The sequence below is a fragment of the Jannaschia pagri genome, from assembly GCF_019655435.1.
In the GTDB taxonomy this organism is placed as follows: domain Bacteria; phylum Pseudomonadota; class Alphaproteobacteria; order Rhodobacterales; family Rhodobacteraceae; genus Jannaschia; species Jannaschia pagri.
Genome location: NZ_BPFH01000002.1, coordinates 434,245 through 453,450, shown reverse-complemented (window position 1 = coordinate 453,450; position 19,206 = coordinate 434,245). Strand labels below are relative to the sequence as shown.

Below are 19,206 nucleotides of genomic sequence, written 5' to 3'. Positions count from 1 at the left end.
TCGTATGTGTCCACATCTTCCCATGGAACGCGGTGGCTCCGGCCTACGTTAAAGGGGAAACCCGGAGACCTCCATGCGCTTAGCCCTTTGTGCCGTCCTCGCCCTAGCCGCCTGCGCCCCGTCTGCGGATGGTGAGAATGCCATCCTCGCCATCGGTGACAGCATCATGGCTTGGAACGGCGGGCAGGGGATCCCCGAAGTCGCGGGGGAGGTCCTTGGCCGCCCGGTGACAGATGCGTCGCAATCCTTGGCGCAAGTCACCAATCCGAGCGCGACGGCGGGGGCCCTGGGTTTCGACATCACCCGTCAATTCGGCGGGTCCGGCTGGGATTGGGTGATCCTGACCGGCGGAGGAAACGACATCCGCGACGATTGCGCGACACCGCGCGCGGCGGCCACCCGCGATGGTCTGATCGGACCGGATCTGCGAGGGGACATCCCCAGCTTGATTGCCCGCATCCGCCAAACCGGCGCGCGCGTTCTCTTCATTGGCTATTATGACGGGGCCGATGCCTCGCCGACGGGCTTCACGCCGTGCCAACCGGAGTTCACCATTATGAATGAACGCTTCACACGTCTCGCGGCGGCGGACCCGGGGGTCGAGTTTCTGGATGCAGGTGATGTGATCGACCCCAGTGACATTGGTCTGTACGCGGGCGATTTGGTCCACCCGTCGCCCCGTGGGTCCGCGCTGATCGGTCGAGCGGTTGCGGCTCGTATCCAGGCCGTGGAGGCCGCGCAGTAGCCAGGGGTGGTTGCGTGGGCGCGCCGGTCACGTTAACCCGCCGCCATGGATGATCTTCGCGACAAATACCTCCGCCAGATTGGGGACGCCGCCGATGAGGCCGCCCTGGAACAGGTGCGCCTCGCCGCCGTTGGCAAAAAGGGCGAGGTTGCCCTTAAGATGCGCGAGTTGGGCAAGATGACCCCGGAGGAGCGGCAGGTCGCGGGACCCGCGCTGAACGCTCTTAAGACCGAGATTAATTCAGCCCTTGCGGCGCGGAAGGTCGCTCTGGAAGACGCCGCGCTCGACGCGCGCTTGCGTGAGGAATGGCTGGACGTCACGCTGCCCACACGCGCGCGGCGCCCGGGCTCGATCCACCCCATCAGCCAGGTCACCGAGGAAGTCACCGCGATCTTTGCCGACATGGGCTTCTCGGTCGCCGAGGGACCGCAGATCGAAACCGACTGGTACAACTTCGACGCCCTAAACATCCCGGGTCACCACCCGGCGCGGGCAGAGATGGACACGTTCTACATGGCCCGGGCCGAGGGCGACAATCGCCCGCCCCACGTGCTGCGGACCCATACAAGCCCGGTGCAGATCAAAGCCATGGAGGCCCAGGGTGCGCCCCTGCGCGCAATTTGCCCGGGCCGGGTGTATCGCGCCGACTACGACCAGACCCACACGCCGATGTTCAATCAGGTGGAGGGGATCGCCATTGACCGCGACATCTCCATGGCGAACCTCAAATGGTGCCTGGAGGAATTCTGCCGCGCGTTCTTTGAGGTCGATGAGATTGAGCTGCGGTTCCGTGCGTCCCACTTCCCGTTCACCGAGCCCTCAGCCGAGGTCGATATCCGGTGTTCGTGGGAGGGTGGCACCCTCAAGCTCGGCGAGGGTGACGATTGGCTTGAGATTTTGGGATCGGGCATGATCCATCCCAAAGTTCTGGCCGCCGGTGGGATCGATGCGTCTGAATGGCAGGGCTTTGCCTTCGGCATGGGGATCGACCGGATCGCCATGTTGAAGTATGGCATTCCCGATCTGCGGGCGTTCTTTGACAGCGACTTACGGTGGTTGCGCCACTACGGGTTCAGCGCGTTGCAGGCACCCACGCGGCACGCGGGGTAAACCGCCAACACGGCAGGGTGGCTGCGTGCCGCATGCTGCGCGCAGCTTTGGATGACCCGGCATGGATTTCGTTTGAGTTCGGGCGCCGGAAGGAGGTTGGTTCTGGCCTCCTACAGTGCTTTCTTGCGCTTCTGTTACCGGGTCACCGACAGGCAGGACGGAGCCAGGGGCGCGGTGTGGCCCGCGCGAAGCCGTGGTGCCCGGCAGATGGTGGCTTTGGAAGGTCTTGTGCTGAGAAATTGAGGTTCAATCGAGCGCAGGCCCTAGAGAACAGGTGCGCGCTACGGCGGCGTCTTGTGATGCTCTGCTAGACCAGACAACGGAGCCTCTGTCCGTGGACAATGGCCGTATTCAAGACCACCCCGAGGTGGCGGCGACGCCGTACTGTCGTAGCTTGCGCCGTCTGAGGTGCGACGCGTTCAATTGCCTGCAAACCCCCTTACGACCCGCCTTGGCGAGAGCGCGGTTGTAACCGAAGGATCCAGCCGACATGTCCAGTGGACCCGGGGCCATGGGATTAGGCCGACACAGAGTGGTGGGCCAGCTACTTGCACTCGGTTTGTCTAACGACGTTTTCCCCGGGGACGTCGCTCACACCGCAAGCAAATACGCTGCGGGGCACGACGCCAAGAACGCTAGCCATCCACGGATCTGCTCGACCCCTTGGACAGGATCCTTGCGAAAAACCCTAGCGCAGCCCCCGCAGGAGCGCCGGGTTCGCATAGCCGTCGGGGATCTGGCCCGTCGCCTGCTGGTATTGCTGGATCGCCTCCAGGGTTAGGGGACCGACCAGGCCGTCGAACTTCTTTGGATCGAACCCTTTGGCGGCGAGCAAACGTTGCATCTCCACCCGCTCGGCGAATGTCAGGGCACGATCGCCCTCGGGCCACCCGCCTTGGATCGGCGGGCCGCCCGCCAAGCGATCCGCCAGATGCCCAACCCCGATCACATAGGCATCGGCGGTGTTGTAGCTCTCGAGGACGCGGAAATTCGGGTAGGTCGCAAAGGCCGCCCCGGTATGGCCCCCGGGCACGCGGATCGAGACCCCGTCGCCGGGCGGCAGAGACCCGCCGCCCACGGGCCGAACGCCAAGCGCCGCCCAAGCCTCGGCGGTTTTCGTCACCAACTCGCCCGTCAGGCGATAGTCGAAGCCATCAGGCAGGCGGACCTCAACCCCCCAGGGCTGGCCCGTCGTCCAACCGAAGTGCGCCAAGTAGGCCCCCGTTGAAGCAAGCGCATCGAGCGGGTCATCGCCCCAGATATCGCGCCGTCCGTTATCGTCCCAATCCTGGGCATGGGCCAGATAGGAGGTCGGCAGGAATTGCGTGTGCCCCATCGCCCCCGCCCAACTGCCGCGCAGGGTGGCTGGGGCCGCCTCGCGCGCCTCCACGATTTGGAGCACGGCCAGCAGCTCACCTTCCCAAAGGTCCGCACGCCGTCCATCAAAGGCGAGGGTGGCGATGGATTGGATCGTGGGCGTGTTGCCGCGTACTGCGCCATAGCTGCTCTCCAGGCCCCAAATCGCCACAATGATTTCTTTGGGCACGCCGTAGCGGGCTTCGATCCGGTCCAACTGCTGCCCATACCGCGCCAGGGCCGCCTGACCGTTGCGCACGCGCGCGGCGCTGACGGCGGTGTCTAGGTATTCCCAGATGGTCTTGGTGAACTCCGACTGATTGCGGTCCAGGCGGACGATGTCTGGTTGATAGCTTACGTTCGCCAGAGCGCGGTCATAGGTGTCGTCCGAAATGCCGGCGGCCAGGGCGCGGGGGCGGAAGGCGGTCAACCAAGCGGCCATGTCGCTGACCGGAGGCGTGGCCGTGCGGGCCACCGGGCGGTCCGAGCTTTGTGGAGCGTCTGCCCCGCTCGCCATAGGCCAGAGGGCCAGAGAGGCGCCCAAGATACCTGCGATGACCCGTCCCATGCCTATCTCCGCTTGCGAGGTGCCTTACGCAAGTTGCGTTTCTTGAACCCAACCTTGCCCGTCTTGGCTGGTCGCCGTGCGGTACGGCGCAAGGGCTCGCCCTCGATGCCCAGCAATTCCACCACGAGGCCGCCGGTGACCGGCGCGGCCTCTGCCAGACGCACTGTGACCCGCTGGCCAAGGCCAATTTCGATCCCGCTGTCTGTCCCGGTCAAGGTCTGTGCGTCGCGGTCGTGGCGAAAGAACTCAGCCCCCAAAGACCGCACGGGGATCAGGCCATCGGCGCCCGTGTCGTCCAGCCGCACGAAGGCGCCGAAGCTTTGAACGCCTGAGATCCGGCCTGTGACCTCGGCCCCGATGCGGTCTGCCAGAAACGCGGCGAGGTAGCGGTCATTGGTGTCCCGCTCCGCCACCATGGACCGCCGCTCCGCCTCCGAGATTGCCTTGGCCGTGGCCTCCAGATGCTCCAGATCCCATGGGCTCAGACCGTCGTCGCCCCAGCCGTGGGCCGTGATGAGCGCACGGTGGACAATGAGGTCGGCATACCGGCGGATCGGGGAGGTGAAATGCCCGTAGGCCCGCAAGGCCAGGCCAAAATGGCCCAGATTTTGCGGCGCGTAATAGGCTTGCGTCATGGCCCGGAGGGTAGACATGGAAATCAGTTCCGACAGGTCCGTCTCCGCTGCCGCGTGGAGCAACCCATTGAGCAGCGCGGGCCGCATCACCTGGCCTTTGGGCAGGGAGAAGCCGCTGGCTTTCGCCGTCTCCCGCAGGCTGTCCAGCTTGTCCTCGGGCGGTTCTTCGTGGACACGATAGAGCAGGGGGGTCCGTCGGCGCTCCAACTCCTCGGCGGCTGCGACATTGGCGAGGATCATGAACTCCTCGATCAGGCGGTGGGCGTCCAGGCGATCTTTGAACGCGACGGAGGTGACCTCGCCCGCGTCCGACAGGGCGATCTTGCGCTCCGGCAAGTCCAGGTCCAAGGGCGCGCGCCGGGTACGGGCTTCTTTCAGGGCGCCATAAGCGGCATAGAGCGCACGGAGTGTCCCCAGGTGCGGCGCTGTCCGCTCCGTTGGTGCGCCGTCTATGGCGGCCTGGACCTCCTCGTAGTGGAGCGCCGCTGGTGACCGCATCAGTCCCCGGTGAAACGCCTGGCTGCGCTTTTCCCCCTCGGCGTCGATCACGATGCGCACGGCGATGCAGGCCCGCTCCACCCCTTCGTGCAGGGAACACAGGTCACCAGACAGCGCATCGGGCAGCATCGGCACAACGCGGTCAGGGAAATAGGTTGAATTCCCCCGCTCCCGCGCCTCGCGGTCCAGGGCGGAGCTGGGGCGCACATAGGCCGCCACATCGGCAATGGCCACCCACAGGACATGGCCGCCGGGGTTCGACGGATCGTCGTCGGGCGCGGCGCAACAGGCGTCGTCGTGGTCACGTGCGTCGGAGGGATCGATAGTGATCAGCGGCAAGTCCCGCAGATCGGTGCGGTTGCCCAACGTCGGGGGCTGCGCCGCCTCCGCCTCGGCGACAGCCTCCTCGGGGAAGGCATCGCGCAACCCGTGCTGGTGGATCGCAATCAGGCTGACCGCCTTGGCCGCGCCGGGATCGCCCAGGCGCGTGACGATCTTGGCGCGGGGCAAGCCCATGCGGGTGCGGCCCCTGCCGACCTCTGCCTCGACCAATTCGCCGTCGCGGGCGCCGCCGGTATCGCCCGCGCCGATCACCCATTCCCGGTCAACGCCTTTGTCCACGGGCAGCAGGCGCCCGCCTTCGGTCCCCACCCGAAACACCCCGATGGTCCGACGCGGACCCGTGCCGATGCGGCGGATCAGGCGCCCCTCGTGGGTGTGGTCCTCACCCTCGACCTCGGTCAAGCGCACCAGCAGACGGTCAGCGGGGCCGATATCCGGGTCACCGTCCTTAGGGATATACAGGATCCGCGGCTCCGGCCCGTCACCCTTCCAATCGGCAGGTGCCAGGAAGAGGTCCCCGTCGGCATCAACCCCCGCAGGTTTCAGGATCGACACGGGCGGCAAGCGGTTCGGGTCTTCGTAAGACCGCTTGCGCTTGGTCAGGTGGCCTTCCTCCTCCAACTCCTTCAGCAGACGCTTGAGGTCGATCCGCGCGGCGCCCTTGATCCCGAAGGCCTTGGCAATGTCGCGTTTGGAGGTGAGGGCCGGGTTGTCGGCGATCCATTGCAGGACCGCACCCTTGGTGGGGATACTCATGGCAGGGGATCTAGCACGGGCTGGGGCGGTCGGACAGGGCTGCGCGGGTCAGCCGCGCCGGATCACGGGGGCGAGGCGGGGTTTTGGCGCCTCGGGCGTGGCGAAGTCGAAGGCGTCCAACCGGTCCGCCCGTTTGCCCGCCCGTTCCGCGGCTGTGGCGATGCCCTCCACGTCCCGGCGGGCCTGATCGAAGTGGGTCTCCAGCTTGCCCGCGCGCTGTACGATCAACTCCACATCGCGGTGCAGCGCCGCCAACGCTTGGCGGATCTCACCGGCCTGTTCGCGCATCCGGTGGTCCTTCAGGACCGCGCGCAGGGTGTTCAGCGTGGCCATGCAGGTGGTGGGCGAGACGATCCAGATGCGGGCCGCGAACCCCTCGCGCACCACATCGCCATGGTTGGCGTGCAGTTCCGCATAGATCGCCTCGGAGGGCAGGAACAGACAGGCGCCCTCGGCCGTCTCCCCCGGCAGGATGTAGCGGTCGGCGACGGCGCGGATATGGGTGCGGATGGAGGCGCGAAAGGCGGTGCGCGTGGCCTGGCAAGGATCGGCCAGCATCGCCTCATAGGATTCAAGCGGGAATTTCGCGTCGATCACAAGGGGTCCGGGCGGATCTGGCATGTGGATCAGGCAGTCGGCCCGGCGTCCGTTGGACAGCGTTGCCTGCCAAGTGAAGGCATCGGGCGGCAAGGCTTTGGACAGGATGTCCTGCAATTGGATCTCGCCAAAAGCGCCGCGCGTTTGCTTGTTGGACAGGATATCTTGCAAGCCCAGGACATCGCCAGACAGCGCCTCGATCTTGGCCTGTGCGGCGTCGATGGTGGCCAGGCGGTGGTGCAGCGCGCCCAGGGTCTGCGCCGTGCGCGTGGCGCTATCGGTGAGGGCGGCGCCCATGGTCCCTTCGCTGCGGGCCTGGGCGTCGGCCAACGCAGCCAGCCCGCCGGTCAACTGCGCCTGGGTCCGGGTCAGATCCCGGATGCGCGCCGAGACCAAGAGGAGGAGCACGACCAGGACCAGCACGACGGCGCCCCCAACGGCACCGGCCAGGACCATCGGATCAGACAGATCGAGGGTCATGTGCGCCCGAACAGCCGTTCGATATCCGCCAGTTTCAGCGTCACATAGGTGGGGCGCCCGTGGTTGCATTGGCCGGAGTGGGGCGTGGCCTCCATCTCGCGCAGCAGGGCGTTCATCTCGGGCGCGGACATGCGGCGGCCCGATCGGACGGACCCATGGCAGGACATGCGCGACAGGATGGCGTCGATCTTGGACTGTAACGATAGGGGATCGGCGTCTTCGTCGTCTTCCAACTCTTCGATGATATCGGCGATCAGGGCCTTTGCGCTGACCTGCCCCAGGATTGCCGGGGTTTCCCGCACGGCGAGTGTTCCAGGGCCAAACGGCTCCAACGCGAGGCCGAGGCGCGCCAGGTCCAGGGACAGCAGACGGTCGGCCATGGCACCCACCTCGACCACTTCGGGGATCAACAGGGCCTGCGCCGTGACGCCCCGGTCGCGCATCTGCGCCTTGAGACGTTCATAGACCAGCCGCTCGTGGGCCGCGTGTTGATCGACAAGGACAAGGCCGTCGGAGGTTTGGGCCAAGATGTAGTTCTCATGGAGCTGCGCGCGCGCGGCACCCAGGTACCCCTCTGGCGCCGTCTGCGGGGCATCCTGGACGGGCGGGGTCGCCTCGACCACGTCTTCGACCCGGGCAGAGGCTTCGGCAAGGCCGGGCATTTGCGCCGTATAGGCCGCCGTCCGCGCGCCCAGGCTGGGGCGGTCCATCTGATAGACTGGTGCCGCCGGACGCTCCGGTGTGAGCGCGCCCAAGGTGGCGGTGCCCACAGTTGTTGAGGACCGATGCCCGGCCTCGGCCAAGGCATGGCGCAGGCCCGACACGATCAGCCCCCGCACCACGCCCGCATCGCGAAACCGAACCTCTGTCTTGGCGGGGTGGACGTTGCAATCCACCTTGGTTGGATCGCAAGTCAGGAACAGCGCCGCGACGGCATGGCGGTCCTTGGCCAGAACGTCTGCGTAGGCCCCGCGTAAAGCCCCGGTCAACATCCGGTCTCGAACCGGGCGTCCATTGACGAACAGATATTGATGCACCGCGTTGCCACGGCTGTACGTCGGTAACGCGGCCAGACCAGTCAGGCGAATGCCTTCCCGCTCCGCATCGAGGGACATGGCGTTGTCGGTGAAATCCCGTCCCAGCACGCGGGCCAGCCGGTCGATCAAGTTGGCAGCCCCATCGGCGCGAAACAGCACCCGGTCCCCGCCGTCCGACACATCGCGCAGGGTGAACGCCACAGCCGGTTCCGCCATGGCCAACCGGCGGAGGGTGTCGGTGACGGCCATCGTCTCGGAGCGTTCCGATTTCAGGAACTTCAACCGGGCCGGGGTTGCGTGGAAGAGATCGCGCAACTCGACAACGGTGCCCTGGCGGAGGGCGGCGGGTCGCGGCGGGTCTTGTCGGCCACCGGAGACGCGCAGCTCCATGGCGCCGTCGCTGCCAAGCGCGCGGCTGGTCAGCGTCAGGCGCCCCACGGCCCCCAGGGAGGGCAGCGCCTCCCCCCGAAACCCGAAAGTGTGGATGTTGAGCAGATCCTCGCCAGAGGTTTTAGAGGTCGCGTGTCGGGACAGGGCCAGGGGCAGATCATCGGCCGCGATGCCATGGCCATCGTCTGTCACGCGGATCAACGTGCGGCCACCATCGGCGATGTCGACGACGATCCGTGTCGCTTGGGCGTCGATGGCGTTCTCGACCAGCTCCTTCACGGCACTGGCGGGCCGTTCGATCACCTCACCTGCGGCGATGCGATTGACGGCGCTCTCGTCCAACTGTCGGATGCGCGGAGGGGATATGTTGCGGTCGGCGGCGCCCATGCCGCAAGGGATAGCATGGGCGCCGCGATGGGGGAAGTCGGAAGCCGTGCCTAGAAGGCCCCCGTCTCCAGGCCGATGGGCTGTCCCACGACGACGAAATGGAGGTCTTCTGGCTGCAGCAAACGCTCCGCCACGCGACGGACATCGTCTGGCGTGACCGCCATCACTTTGTCGTTGCGCGTCGCGATATAGTCGATGGGTAACTCCTGCGCCTGCATCCCCACAAGGATCCCGGCAATCGTCCCATTGCCGTCGAATCGTAGCGGATAAGCCCCGGTCAGATAGGTCTTCGCGGCCTCCAACCGATCCTCCGCAACGCCATTGGCGGCCACGTCCGCCCAAATGTCGCGGACGATTTGCACCGCCTCGGCGGTTTTGTCGTTCGTCGACGAAAACTGGCCCATGTGTTGCGCGGCCAAATCGCGGGGGACCAGGAAGCTGCCGATGCCATAGGTCAGGCCCCGTTCCTCGCGCACTTCGGTCATCAGCTTGGATTGAAACCCGCCACCTCCCAGGATGTGGTTCATCACATAAGCTGCAAAGAAGTCATCGTCGTCGCGGGCGATCCCTTCGTGACCAAACAGAACGACCGATTGTGGCGAGGGGTAGTCAACCACGGTCACGCCGCCGTCGAGGGTATAGTCGGCCTCCGACGCGTTGGGCACGCCTGTGGCGGGGAGGTCACCAAGCAACTCATCCAGCAGCGGACCCAATTCAGCGGCGCTGATGTCGCCGGTGACACCAACGTACACCCGATCCCGCGTAAGCACTGTGCCATGGGCGGCCTGGATATCTTCTCGGGTCAGGGCGGTCACGCTCTCCAAGGTGCCCTCTAGGGCAGAACCATAGGGATGCTCCCCGAAGGCCAAGCGCGCCATGGTGGCCGAGGCGATTTCCTCCGGGTCACGGGCGTCCTGTTCGATCCCGGCCAAGACCTGGTCGCGAACCCGGTCGAGCGCGGTTTGATCAAAGGTGGGGGCCACCAGGGCGTCTCGCAATAGGGCCATGGAGGCATCGCGGTTATCGGTCAGGACCTCAGCGCTGATCGACACGCTATCGTTGAAGGCCTCAAAGCTGAACCGCGCGGCCAGCCCCTCGGCGGCCTCCGCAAAGGCGCGAGCGTCCATATCAGCCGCGCCCTCTTCCAACAGACCCATCATCAGATTGGTTGCGCCGCGCTTGCCGGGTGCATCCAGGTTCGCACCCCCCTCAAAACGGATATCGAGCGCCACGAAGGGGATGGAGCGTTCTTCGACCAGCCAAGCCGTGATGCCCCCGGGCGAGGTCACCTCTTGAATCTCAACGGCGGCGATCGCCCGAACGGGCAGAACGGCAAGGGCCGCGACCACGCAGGCACGCAATAGGATGGTCATTGGGTGGCCTCCTCAGCCTCAGGGCGCATCAGGTAGCCGGTGACGGACTGGCGCATATCGAACACCTGTCGGGCGGCGGCGATGATATCGTCTTCGGTCACGGCATCCAAAACGTCGGGCCAAGCCTGGACGTCCTCGACGGTAAGGCCGCTTGTCAGCGCAACGCCATATCCGCGCGCCCGGCCTTGTAGGCTGTCACGACCGTAGATCTCCGCGGCGCGGACCTGGGTCTTGATCCGTTCCAGCTGGGCATCGTCGATACCGTTGTCGAGGACCGATTGGATCATCCGGTCCATATCCGCCTCGGCCTGTTCTAGGCTGCGCCCCGGCACCGGCAGCACGACAACCCCGAACGTCGTGTCATCCAGCGAGGTGCCGGAATAGAACGCCGACGTATAGAGCGCGACACCTTCGTCCTGCTCCAACGTGCGGCCCATGATTGAGGTTTGCGAGGATCCCCCCAGGACCTGGGCTAAGATCGTCAAGGCGGCTGCGGTCTCCTGGGCGCCTGCGTCCCGTTCGGGGGCCAGATAGGTGCGGATCACATAGGGGTTCGACACCCGATCATCGGCCAGCGTCAGGCGGCGCGGCGCGATCTGCGGCGGCTCAGATGGGCGCACGCGGTCGGGCAGGCTGTCAGACGGGGCGATGGGGCCGTAATGCTCAAGCGCCAGGGCCTCGACCTCCGCCGGATCGACATCGCCCGCCACGATCAGCGTCGCGTTGTTGGGTGCATAGAAGACGTCATAGAAGTCGAGCGCATCTTGCAGCGTCAGTTGCTCAATCTCATGCTGCCAGCCAATGATCGGAATGCGGTACGGGTGGTTCAGATACTGAAGCGCGGCGCGCTGTTCCTGAAACTGGCCGCCCGGGCTGCTGTCAGTGCGCTGGGCGCGTTCCTCAAGAACCACGTCCCGCTCGGTCAGCATGTCCTCATTGTCGAGAACCAGGTCCCGCATCCGGTCCGCCTCAAGCTCCATCATCAGGCCCAGGCGATCCGAGGCGACGCGCTGGAAGTAGCCGGTGTAGTCGAACGAGGTGAAGGCATTGTTCGACCCGCCTTGGGCAGCAACGATGTCCCCCAGTTCACCGGGTTCCAGATCGTCCGTGCCTTTGAACATCAGGTGTTCGAGGAAGTGCGCGATACCGGACTTTCCAGGCGGCTCATCGGCGGCGCCGACGTTGTACCAAACCATATGGACGACGACGGGCGCCCGGTTGTCTTCGATGACGACGGCGTTCATCCCGTTGGGCAGGGTGAATGTTGTCACGGTATCGTCGCCAGACGCCGCCCAAAGGGGCGATGCGACGGCCATGATCGCGGCGGCAAGGGGGGCTAAGCGCAAAGAAACCTCCGGGGTGTTGGCGGTCAAGTTATCCCAGAAGATATGAGCGATCCGCGGAAATCAAACGGCAGCTGAGGTCGCAATCACGCCTTTGTCAGTCAAATGGGCTGCTTGAGGGCGCAAACCCAAGCACAAACACCAACGTGGGAGTCCTCGTTTGCGCGTGTCGCAGCCATCGACCGAAGACGCCCCGCGGTCTTAATTCAGCGTTTCGGGGTCCGGCGGGGCCGCGACGGTCCGAACGCCGGCCCGGCGCAACCGCTCCAACTCCGCGTGTTGGTCCAGCGATTGTTCGCGGTAGGCTTTGAAATAAACATTTACGTTGAACAGCCGTTCCAACAGGCGGCCATCGCGCTTGCGGCGGAACTCCAGGTCTTCGGCGGCCAATTGCTCCCGGATGGTGGGCGCGACGCCGTAGCGCGAGACCGTGGCGACCAGCGCGCCGTCCGCGCGGGCCCCCCGAGCTGCATCGCCGCCCAGGGCGGCGATTGCCTCCGCCTGGGGTTGGGGATCGGTCCGGTTCACGCCGCCCGGGGTGGGCGTCGGTAGGGCTGCCAGATTGGGCGGGGTTTCCAGCGGACGGGTCGGCAGAATAGCGAACTCATCGGGCGTGCGGTCCGCAGACCGAACATGCATCAACGTCGGGTTTTCCCGCTCACAGGCCACCAGCGTCAGCGCCGCGACCAAGCTCAGCCCAATCCGTCCGATCATCGTCTCTCGCCCCCTCGGCGTCATCCTTCCGTCCCGTCTACCGCAGCCTGTGGCCAGCGTCACGGGGTGTTCTTCGGGGCTTGCGGCTCCCCCCAGATGACGAGGCCGAAGGCCCCGGCAAAAATGAAAACGTCCGCGATATTGAAGGCAAATGGATTTTGGACGCCGCAGCAGGACATGTTCAAGAAATCCGCTACCGCGCCATAGACAACCCTATCGAGCGCATTGCCCAAGGCGCCACCGATCACAAGACCCGCCGCCACGAAGGAAATCGGTCGGTCGAACTTGCGCGCCCAGACGATCAACACCACCGAAATCGCGAGCGCCAGACCCACCAAGGCCCATCGCGCGCCCGCGCCCGAGAATAGGCCGAAGTTGATCCCTTCGTTCCAGCCCATGCGAAACGTCAGCAAGGGCGGCACAACCGGGATCACAAGGACTTCTTTTAGGTTCATCCAATGCACGACGATCAGCTTTGACAGCTGGTCGATGGCAAAGGCCAACAGCGCGGTGATCCCGAGCGCGCGCATCAGTGGCGGAAGTGCCGCATGCCGGTGAAGACCATCGCCAGGCCGGCCTCATCGGCGGCGGCGATGACCTCTTCGTCGCGCATGGAACCACCCGGCTGGATCACGCAGGTCGCGCCCGCCTCTGCTGCCGCCAGCAACCCGTCGGCGAAGGGGAAGAAGGCGTCGGAGGCCACGGCAGACCCGACCGCCGCGCTTTGGTCCAGGCCCAGGACCTCGGCCACATCCAGTGCTTTGCGCGCCGCAATTCGGCTGCTGTCCACGCGGCTCATCTGACCGGCCCCGATACCCACCGTGGCGCCATCCTTGGCGTAGATGATCGCGTTCGACTTGACGTGTTTGGCCACCGTCCAGGCCAGGCGCAGGTCGGCCATCTGGGCCTCGGTCGGTGCCAGCTTGGTGACCACGCGCAGGTCGCTGTCGGCCACGTGGCCCGTGTCGTGGTCTTGGGCCAGCCAGCCGCCAGCCACCTGTTTCATCATCCGCCGCGGGCTGCGCGGGTCGGGCAGGGTCCCCGTCGTCAGCAGGCGCAGGTTCTTTTTGGCGGCGAAGACGGCGCGGGCGGCGTCAGTGGCTTCGGGGGCGATGACCACCTCGGTAAAGATCCCGGTCATCAGCTTGGCCGTCTCTTCGTCCAGCGTGCCGTTCAGCGCGACGATTCCGCCGAAGGCTGAGGTGCGGTCGCAGTCAAAGGCACGTTGGTACGCCTCGGCCAGGGTCGCGCCCGTCGCCACGCCACAAGGGTTCGCATGTTTGATAATGGCGACGGCGGGCGTGTTCGAGAACTCCGCCACCAATTCCACGGCGGCGTCGGTGTCGTTGATGTTGTTGTAGCTTAGCGCTTTGCCCTGGTGCTGGGTCGCCGTTGCGACCCCCGCACGGTCGGAGCCATCGGCGTAGAAGGCCGCCGCTTGGTGCGGATTTTCGCCGTAGCGCATTTCTTGTACCAACCGCCCAGCGGCGGCGACGCGCCGGGGGGTATCTTCGAACCGCGCCATCCAAGTGGCCACTGCGGCGTCATAGGCGGCGGTGCGCCCATAGGCGATGGCGGACTGGCGCTGACGGAAGGCTAGGGTGGTGGCCCCGTCATTGGCGTCCAGTTCCGCAAACAGCGCGGCGTAATCCTCGGGGTCGGTGATGACGCAGGTGAAAGCCTGGTTTTTGGCCCCGGCGCGGATCATGGCCGGGCCACCGATATCTATGTTCTCGATGCAGGTCGCCTCATCGGCACCGGAGGCCACGGTCGCTTCGAATGGGTACAGGTTCACCACCAGCAGATCGATGCCGCCGATGCCATGATCTTCCATGGCCGCGGCGTGGTCAGGATTATCCCGTAGCGCCAGCAGGCCGCCATGGACTTTGGGGTGCAGCGTCTTGACCCGACCGTCCATCATCTCAGGGAAGCCCGTGACATCGGCCACGTCGATGACCTCCAGGCCAGCGTCCCGCAGGGCCTTGGCCGATCCGCCGGTGGACAGCAATTCGACCCCCCGTGCGGCCAGGGCCTGTCCCAAGTCGATCAGGCCCCCTTTGTCGGAAACGGAAATCAGGGCGCGCTTGAGGGGCACGTGGGTCATGGGCGGGGTCGTCCTTTGGCAGCCAGTCAGATCCGTTCCGCGGCCGAGGGAGGCAGGTCCGTCGCCTCCTGCGCGCGCGTCAGGGTCCAGTCGATGGTCGCGGCATATTTCACAATGCGGTCGGATAAAACCACCTGTTGTGCAGGACGCGGGTTCAAGCGCCCTGGTTCCAGATGCACGGAGCGGTCAAGTTGCAAGTCCACCTCACGTCCGGGACGGAACACCCAGACCTCGCCCGACGGCAAACTGATGGACACGGCCCGCCCGCCCAAGTCGATTTCGGCCTGGCTGTCGGCGTGCAAGTGAAAGCGCACCTGAAACGGCACGCCCTGTAGGTGCGCAGCGGTCATGGCATCCTCGAAGCGCTCTTTGTCGGCGGCACTCACCGCGCGGAGCGCGTCCTCCCCCTCCAGCAGCCGTCCATCGGTCGATAGGTTCAACCGGCGCAGATGGGTCAGGCCGAAACTGGGGGCATAGCCGTCATGGCTTAACAGTAAGGTCGAGGCCCGGCGCGAGGCGCTGCGCTGCCACTGGACCCGCCGTGGCGTCTGGATCATCGGCGCAATCCGGCGCCCACCGTCTGACAAGAGCGCCCCAATGCGGGCCGAGGAATGCCCCTCGATAGAGACCGTCGAATGGGACGCCGTGGCCCGTCCGGCCCGATGCCAATCCGGCCCAAAAGCACCGCCGGGCCCGCAATTGACGATCACGGGGCAATTCCCTGACGTGAGCTCAAACGCCAAGGTCGACGCATGGGCGGAACCGGAGACAGGCCCCGTCGGCGGCGCCTCTGCATCGACGATCAATGTCGTGCGCCCGTGCTGAACCGGGACATAGCCCATGGCGAGGCCGCTGTCGTTGCGATCCCGGATGCCGCTGTTGACCAGGGTGCGGTCCAGGCGGCCGATGCGGCCCCGCCCGCCACCATGAAACCGCGCCAGCCCACCGTCGGCGTGGCGCAGGGCGCGCAACGTCGGAATCGCGCGCCCTTGCGCTGCGGTCAGGTCCTCCGGGACCGCCCGGTCTCGACCGCGCAGGGCGGTGATGGCCCACCCCAGCAGGGTCGCGACCTCCAACAGGGCTTCGGGGTTGCGAGAGGCGATGCCACCGTCGGGGCCAATGTCGTCCGCCATGGCGCGGGTCAGGGCCGCCGTCGCGTCCGCTTCCAGGTCTCCCAATCCCTCTAACGTGAGACCCGCGTATAGCAGGCCCGTCAGAGCCTCCATCCGCGGCAATCCAGTGGGGGCATCTCTCCAATGGCGGCGCAGCAGGCCTGCTTGGTTGTAGATTGCATCAAAGACTTTGGATTGGTCGGAGGCTGGCATGCTGCGAAGCAACTCGGGCGCATGACTGATCCAGCGCAGCAAACGCCGCCCGGTCAAGGCAGGTGGCCAGCCTGGGCCCGTGCCACGCCCGTAGCGTCGTGCCCAATCCACCACCGCCGCGCGGCCCATGTCGGCGGCAGCGCGATCCCCGACGGCCATCACGTCATCCAGCCAGCCAAAGCCATGCAACTGCATCTCGAAGGGCACCGACGGCGCGGCGATGTCCCAAGGCGAGGTCTCGGGCGCCTCGACCAATTGACCCGCGAAATGCCACAGACCCCCTAAGATCTGCGTGCCGCGCCGGGGCGAGCCGCTGCCCCGTGGCTCCGGGTACCAAACGAGGGATCGGCGCCCGTGGCGGGGTCGCGCGCGCATCACGCGCAGGCGCGTTGCCCATTTCTCGCGGAACCCGCGATCGCTTGCCATCCTCTGCCCTCCAGGTCTGTCCCGACCTTTTCGCGGCAGACTACGCCCAAGGCGCGCGCCTGTCACCGTCCGGTTGCCGGGCGCGGGTGCTGACTGGTCAGGCCGCCTTGGTGAGCAACGCCATGTAGAACCCGTCGAGACCGCCACGATCCGGCCAAAGGTCCGGCAAGAGACGTAGGCCGTGGGGGCTTTGCGTCTCCGGTGGCAGGCCATATGCGGCGGGGTCCAACGCCGTTGCGCGCAAATCTGGATGGCGTTTCAGGGCTGCGGTGATCTGGTGCTCCCCCTCAACGGGCAGCAGCGAACAGGTGCAAAAGACCAGACGCCCACCGGGTGCCAGCATCGTGAGGGCGCGGTCCAGCAGGTGAAACTGCATTCTGGTCAGCGCTTCCACGTCCCGCGCCTCCCGCAGGTGAGGCAAATCTGGATGGCGCCGGATGGTACCGGTCGCCGTGCAGGGCGCGTCGAGCAGGATGGCATCAAAGGGGGCGGGCGGTGTCCAGTTCATGGCGTCGGCCGTCACGACGGTAGCTGAAAGGCCCGTGCGCGTCAGGTTTTCCGCCACGCGTTTCAGGCGCGCCTCTGAGACGTCGAGGGCTGTGACCTCCGCGCCTGCTGCGGCCAATTGCATGGTTTTGCCACCTGGCGCAGCGCAGAGGTCCAGAACGCGCTGCCCCGCAACATCGCCCAGCAACCGCACAGGAACGGCCGCCGCCGCGTCCTGAACCCACCAGGTCCCCTCCGCGTAGCCCGGCAGGGCGCTGACCTGTCCACCATCCAGGCGCAGGGTGCCCGTCGGCAAGGTCACACCATCTGGCGCCAGTCCGCCTGGTTTGACCGACAGATCCAAGGGCGCAGGCGTTAGGTGGGCGGCTTCGATCGCCTCCAACCGGTCGCGCCCCCAGGCTTTGGCCAGCGGTTTGCGCAACCAGGCTGGCAGGGCCGGTGGGGGCAGGGCGGTCCATTCGGCCTCCGCCCCACCCAAGCCACGCAGGACGGCATTGACAAGCCCCGCTTGTTTGACCGTGCGCGGCGTGGCGCGGGCCAGGGCAACGGCATCGTTGACCACGCCATGGGGGGCGGCCCCATCCACGAAGATCTCGACCACGGCCAATCGCAAGATGTCACGGATGCGCGCTGCGGGTTGTCGTTGCATCCGCGCCTTGAGCAGGGCGTCTGCGCGCCCCATGTGCCGCAACACCAGGCCCGCCAAGCGTAAGGCGCGCGCCGCAGGGGCGCCCGTCAGGCCCGAGGCGCCGTCGCCCAACATGCGGCCATCCCGCAGGACATGGGCCAACAGACGCAGGGCGCCCCGGCGCGCGGCGAGGCTTTCGGGCAGATCCCGGGCGGGACGGTCTTCCATGTCGCAGGTTCCTTGTCCGACAGGGGGATGGGCGTATATGGAAAGCCAAGACGCGGCAAGGAGGACCGACATGGCCGAACGCATGACCGTAGATCCCGAAGGCTTGCCCCAGGCGAACCCGGATGCGCCAGCGTGCCCCACGGGCAACCGCCGGGCCGAAGTGCCGGTGACGCCTTTGTCCGCCGAAGCAGAAGCCGCGCGCCGGGCCGCTCTGCCAGAGGTCGCGCGCCGAGCGCTGGAAGAGGCCGACGCCCGCAAGGCCGCCGATCTGAGCCTGCCGACGGAACTTGGTGGTCGCGATGGGCCGGAGCCGGTGCGCTATGGCGACTGGGAACTCAAAGGGATTGCCATCGACTTCTAGGGTGTCGTCGGGCGATCCCCGTGCCGTGCGCCATTGCATATTGGGGTATCGCAGCCATTCAAGCCGGGGTCGGACCCCGACCTAGCCATCAACGGATGCGTAGGTCCGCCGTATCGCCAGCCCCCTGGTCCGCGGTGAAGCGGACGGTGGCACCCTGTATCTCGACCGTCTGACAATTGCGCGGAAAGTCCCGCACAGCCGTGTCCAGGGTCCGGCAAAAGAACCGGCCCTGCCAATCCCAAGTGCCAGTGACGCGCAATCCGAAGCCGCGCCCAGCGATGCTGCCATCTGGTCCCACACGGAGGGAGACGCCATCCCCCGCAAGCGTCTTGCCCTGAACGAGGGACAGAAATCCGTCCCGTGTGGTCACGGGTTCGAACGCCAAGGCCGGTAGGGGGGCAACGAGCGCGACGAGGAGAGCAAGCTGTTTCATGATCCTGATACGCAGAAGGTGCCGCACCGGATCACTCGTTTAACGCAACCCGAGCACGTCCAGCATGTCGAAGGCGCCCGGGCCCTTGCCCTGACCCCAAAGCGCCGCCTTGAGCGCGCCGCGCGCGAACACGGACCTGTCGGAGGCTTGGTGGCGGAGGGTGATCCGCTCCCCGTCGGCGGCGAAGATCACGTCATGGTCGCCGACCACATCGCCGCCGCGCAGAGCATGGAAGCCGATAGACCCTCGGGTCCGGGCGCCGGTGATCCCGTCCCGGGCGCGGTCCGCCACCGTATCTAGATCGACACCACGACCTGCGGCAGCGGCTTCGCCCAGCATCAGCGCCGTGCCCGAGGGCGCGTCGACCTTGTGGCGGTGGTGGGTTTCGACCACCTCAATGTCGTAGTCATCGTCCAGGGCGGCGGCCACTTGCCGCACAATCTGGGTCAGCAAATTCACGCCCAGCGACATGTTCCCGGCCCGCACAATCGTCGTCTCTTGCGCGGCGCGGTCGAGGGCGGCGATGTCGTCTGCCGTCATGCCCGTCGTACCCACGACATGCACGGCGCCCGTCTGGGCGGTGACCTTGGACATGGCCAGCGTCGCAGTAGGCGTGGTGAAGTCGATCACGGCCTGGGCCTTCGCCACCACGTCCAGCGCCTGATCGGTCACGGGCACCCCCGACGCGGCGCCGCCCAAAGCCTCACCCAGGTCGCGTCCAGCCCAGGGGTGCCCGGGTGCTTCGGTCACGCCGATGATATGGGCGCTGTCCGATGCCGTGATGACATCGATCAACATGCGCCCCATGCGGCCAGAGCCTCCCATGATGACGATGCCGGTGCTGTCTGTCGTTTGGGTCATGG

At 66.3% G+C, this 19,206-nt stretch carries 16 protein-coding genes; 3 read left to right on the top strand and 13 right to left on the bottom strand.

What is annotated here, in order from left to right; genetic code table 11:
• The first annotated feature begins 73 nt into the window (after nucleotides 1-73).
• Nucleotides 74-745, top strand: a complete 672-nt coding sequence (locus tag K5R33_RS07085; RefSeq protein WP_220748303.1) for an SGNH/GDSL hydrolase family protein — start codon at nucleotides 74-76, stop codon at nucleotides 743-745.
• 45 nt (nucleotides 746-790) lie between these two features.
• Entirely contained in the window at nucleotides 791-1,855 is a 1,065-nt protein-coding gene (pheS, locus tag K5R33_RS07080; protein ID WP_220748302.1) for a phenylalanine--tRNA ligase subunit alpha, read from the top strand.
• A 688-nt stretch (nucleotides 1,856-2,543) separates the two neighbouring features.
• On the opposite strand, the gene K5R33_RS07075 is transcribed toward pheS, so the two are convergent.
• The 11 genes from K5R33_RS07075 to K5R33_RS07025 all read right to left on the bottom strand — a co-directional run bounded on the left by K5R33_RS07075 (nucleotide 2,544) and on the right by K5R33_RS07025 (nucleotide 17,549).
• On the bottom strand, nucleotides 2,544-3,779 hold the full coding sequence (locus K5R33_RS07075; protein WP_220748301.1) for a lytic murein transglycosylase: 1,236 nt from the start codon (nucleotides 3,777-3,779) through the stop codon (nucleotides 2,544-2,546).
• Between the two features lie 2 nt (nucleotides 3,780-3,781).
• Nucleotides 3,782-6,010 carry a ribonuclease R gene (gene rnr / locus K5R33_RS07070; protein ID WP_220748300.1) on the bottom strand — a complete coding sequence of 743 codons (2,229 nt, stop codon included), beginning with the start codon at nucleotides 6,008-6,010 and terminating at the stop codon, nucleotides 3,782-3,784.
• Nucleotides 6,011-6,058: 48 nt separating this feature from the next.
• On the bottom strand, nucleotides 6,059-7,087 hold the full coding sequence (locus tag K5R33_RS07065; protein ID WP_220748299.1) for a DNA recombination protein RmuC: 1,029 nt from the start codon (nucleotides 7,085-7,087) through the stop codon (nucleotides 6,059-6,061).
• Nucleotides 7,084-8,901 carry a DNA mismatch repair endonuclease MutL gene (gene mutL / locus K5R33_RS07060; RefSeq protein ID WP_220748298.1) on the bottom strand — a complete coding sequence of 606 codons (1,818 nt, stop codon included), beginning with the start codon at nucleotides 8,899-8,901 and terminating at the stop codon, nucleotides 7,084-7,086. The genes K5R33_RS07065 and mutL overlap by 4 nt, the downstream gene beginning before the upstream one ends.
• 50 nt (nucleotides 8,902-8,951) lie before the next feature.
• Complete coding sequence (locus K5R33_RS07055) at nucleotides 8,952-10,274, bottom strand: M16 family metallopeptidase (RefSeq protein WP_220748297.1); 1,323 nt, start codon at nucleotides 10,272-10,274, stop codon at nucleotides 8,952-8,954.
• Complete coding sequence (locus K5R33_RS07050) at nucleotides 10,271-11,590, bottom strand: M16 family metallopeptidase (RefSeq protein WP_220748526.1); 1,320 nt, start codon at nucleotides 11,588-11,590, stop codon at nucleotides 10,271-10,273. Before K5R33_RS07050 ends, K5R33_RS07055 begins: the two co-directional genes overlap by 4 nt.
• Before the next feature lie 228 nt (nucleotides 11,591-11,818).
• Nucleotides 11,819-12,331, bottom strand: coding sequence for a DUF3035 domain-containing protein (locus tag K5R33_RS07045; protein ID WP_220748296.1), 513 nt, complete (start codon nucleotides 12,329-12,331; stop codon nucleotides 11,819-11,821).
• Nucleotides 12,332-12,390: 59 nt separating this feature from the next.
• Entirely contained in the window at nucleotides 12,391-12,861 is a 471-nt protein-coding gene (lspA, locus tag K5R33_RS07040; RefSeq protein WP_220748295.1) for a signal peptidase II, read from the bottom strand.
• On the bottom strand, nucleotides 12,861-14,435 hold the full coding sequence (gene purH / locus K5R33_RS07035) for a bifunctional phosphoribosylaminoimidazolecarboxamide formyltransferase/IMP cyclohydrolase (protein ID WP_220748294.1): 1,575 nt from the start codon (nucleotides 14,433-14,435) through the stop codon (nucleotides 12,861-12,863). Before purH ends, lspA begins: the two co-directional genes overlap by 1 nt.
• 26 nt (nucleotides 14,436-14,461) lie before the next feature.
• Entirely contained in the window at nucleotides 14,462-16,186 is a 1,725-nt protein-coding gene (locus K5R33_RS07030; RefSeq protein ID WP_220748293.1) for a heparinase II/III family protein, read from the bottom strand.
• A 97-nt stretch (nucleotides 16,187-16,283) separates the two neighbouring features.
• Nucleotides 16,284-17,549 (bottom strand): RsmB/NOP family class I SAM-dependent RNA methyltransferase, encoded by a 1,266-nt coding sequence (locus tag K5R33_RS07025; protein ID WP_220748292.1) that lies wholly within the window; start codon nucleotides 17,547-17,549, stop codon nucleotides 16,284-16,286.
• A 70-nt stretch (nucleotides 17,550-17,619) separates the two neighbouring features.
• Between K5R33_RS07025 and K5R33_RS07020 the strand changes: the two genes are divergently transcribed.
• Nucleotides 17,620-17,910: a DUF1674 domain-containing protein gene (locus K5R33_RS07020; protein WP_255576192.1), complete on the top strand. Its 291-nt coding sequence runs from the start codon at nucleotides 17,620-17,622 to the stop codon at nucleotides 17,908-17,910.
• An 88-nt stretch (nucleotides 17,911-17,998) separates the two neighbouring features.
• Here the strand turns inward: K5R33_RS07020 and K5R33_RS07015 are convergent, their stop codons facing one another.
• A complete protein-coding gene (locus K5R33_RS07015) occupies nucleotides 17,999-18,343 on the bottom strand; it encodes a dihydrodipicolinate reductase (RefSeq protein ID WP_220748291.1) in 345 nt (114 codons plus the stop codon).
• A gap of 39 nt (nucleotides 18,344-18,382) precedes the next feature.
• Nucleotides 18,383-19,204 carry a 4-hydroxy-tetrahydrodipicolinate reductase gene (dapB, locus tag K5R33_RS07010; RefSeq protein ID WP_220748290.1) on the bottom strand — a complete coding sequence of 274 codons (822 nt, stop codon included), beginning with the start codon at nucleotides 19,202-19,204 and terminating at the stop codon, nucleotides 18,383-18,385.
• Between the last annotated feature and the right edge of the window lie 2 nt (nucleotides 19,205-19,206).